This is a genomic window from Mesorhizobium sp. M2A.F.Ca.ET.037.01.1.1, from assembly GCF_003998075.1.
In the GTDB taxonomy this organism is placed as follows: domain Bacteria; phylum Pseudomonadota; class Alphaproteobacteria; order Rhizobiales; family Rhizobiaceae; genus Mesorhizobium.
In genome coordinates this window covers 1-1,682 of record NZ_RZSA01001238.1, presented here as the reverse complement: position 1 = coordinate 1,682, position 1,682 = coordinate 1, and the positions used below count along the sequence as shown (strand labels likewise).

Genomic DNA, 1,682 nt, shown 5'->3' with positions numbered 1-1,682 from the left:
GAGCCTACCAGCATGCGGTCGGTGACGAGGTCCGCCGTCGCCAGGGCGTTGCGCTGGCTGGTCCACAGATTGATGGCGGCCAAACCGGCCAGCGGCAGCACCACCCAAGCCAGCAATTGGATCCGAAGGCTGCCGATCCGAAGACTGCCGATTCTCATGGCGCCGGATCGTCGTGACGCAAGAGGTAGCCGAGGCCGCGCAAGGTGGCGATCTGGACGCGCGATCCCTCGAGCTTCTTGCGCAGCCGGTGCACGTAGATCTCGATGGCGCTTGGGTCGGCGTCGGTGTCGAAGTCGTAGATCGCCGCCGAGAGCGCCGCCTTGCTCACCGTGCGTCCGGCCTTGACGACCAACTGTTCCAGCACCGCGTGCTCGCGCGGCGTCAGCGACAGCGTCGCGCCGGCAAGCGAGAACAGGCGGGTGTTGGTGTCGAAGACGAGGTCGCCGCAGGAAATGACCGGCGCGGTGCGGTCGTTGGCGCGGCGCAGCTGCACGCGGATGCGCGCCTCCAGCTCCTCGATCTGGAAGGGTTTGGCCAGATAGTCATCGGCGCCTTCGTTGAGGCCCTTGACCCGGCCGTCGAGGCTGGCATTGGCTGTGAGCACGATCACCGGCACCGGGTTGCCGCGCGCCCGCAGCCTTTTCAGCACTTCCATTCCGCCCATGCGGGGCAAGGCAAGGTCGAGGATGATCAGAGCGTGATCGCCGGCGGCCAAGGCATGCTCGACATCCTCGCCGTCATGCACGACGTCGACGACATAGCTCGCCTGGCGCAGCGTCTTGCTCAGCCAATCGGCCAGTTCGCGATTGTCCTCGACAAGCAGCAGCCGCATCGTTCGTTCGCTGTTTCCTCCCAACGGCGCCGACCTTCGCCGAGGGTGGCGGGCGGCGTCCGAATTGGTTCCCTGAGGCAACCGATAGTATCGATCCGCCCGCAAGGCAAACGCGGTTTCCCGGCGGCCGCCATCCCGGTCATGATGCCTGCGGGGCCGCTTGCCCGGTCGTGCAAGTGATAAAACCGAACCGTTCGGTTCAATTAATGTTGACGGTTCGTGTAGCCATGGTGAACGCTGGCAGGTCCCGTCAGATTGGCATCTCGACGGGTGATCGCCGTAACCTATTGATACAAAACGATAAGAGTCTGGCCGCTTAGCCTTCCATGCAATTTCAAGATCGAACCGAACGGTTCGGTTCACAACTTTACGTGATTGGAAATGGCAACGGGGCCGACCCATTTCGGGGTGGTCCGAGCGACGCGAATTTCCATCACGGCACGCCACTAGACGGACACGACTTTTGAGATCTGGAGTACCTGAAATGAACAAGATTGCTTTTGCCGCTGCTGCCCTCCTCATCGCCACGAGCGGCGCTTTTGCCGGCAGCGACCATTACGGTTCCGACAACGTCAATCAGCCGGCCGTGACCGCTCCTGCGGGCAAGGTCGACAACACCATCACGGGTTCGATCCGCAAGTTCGAGCAGCGCGACCTCCACATCACGCCTGATCAGAACCAGCCGGAATCCGGCCAGGGCATCTGGGGCCGCTAAGCGGCTCCCGTCCCCATCAATCCCAACCTCAATTCTTAAATCTGGAGTAACTCAAATGACCAAGATCGCTCTTACCGCTGCCGCCCTTCTCGTTGCCACCGGCGCCGCTTTCGCCGGCTCGGACAACTATGGTTC

The 1,682-nt window shown here is 62.4% G+C and carries 2 protein-coding genes and 1 pseudogene; 1 reads left to right on the top strand and 2 read right to left on the bottom strand.

The features are described from left to right. Together EOA27_RS43225 and EOA27_RS35510 are read right to left on the bottom strand one after the other, a co-directional pair. Window positions 1-158 (bottom strand): annotated as a pseudogene (locus EOA27_RS43225) (sensor histidine kinase); the annotation flags it as partial. After that, the gene (locus EOA27_RS35510) at window positions 155-832 is read right to left on the bottom strand and encodes a response regulator (RefSeq protein WP_126061760.1); all 678 of its coding nucleotides are present in this window, start codon (window positions 830-832) and stop codon (window positions 155-157) included. The pseudogene EOA27_RS43225 and the gene EOA27_RS35510, both read right to left, overlap by 4 nt. Window positions 833-1,316: 484 nt before the next feature. Between EOA27_RS35510 and EOA27_RS35505 the strand changes: the two genes are divergently transcribed. Beyond that, on the top strand, window positions 1,317-1,547 hold the full coding sequence (locus tag EOA27_RS35505) for a DUF680 domain-containing protein (protein ID WP_126078173.1): 231 nt from the start codon (window positions 1,317-1,319) through the stop codon (window positions 1,545-1,547). The last annotated feature ends 135 nt before the right edge of the window (window positions 1,548-1,682 follow it).

Excerpts from the sequence above, each read along its gene's own strand:
- EOA27_RS35510 (WP_126061760.1), bottom strand. The coding sequence starts at position 832 with ATGCGGCTGCTGCTTGTCGAGGACAATCGCGAACTGGCCGATTGGCTG.
- EOA27_RS35505 (WP_126078173.1), top strand. The coding sequence starts at position 1,317 with ATGAACAAGATTGCTTTTGCCGCTGCTGCCCTCCTCATCGCCACGAGC.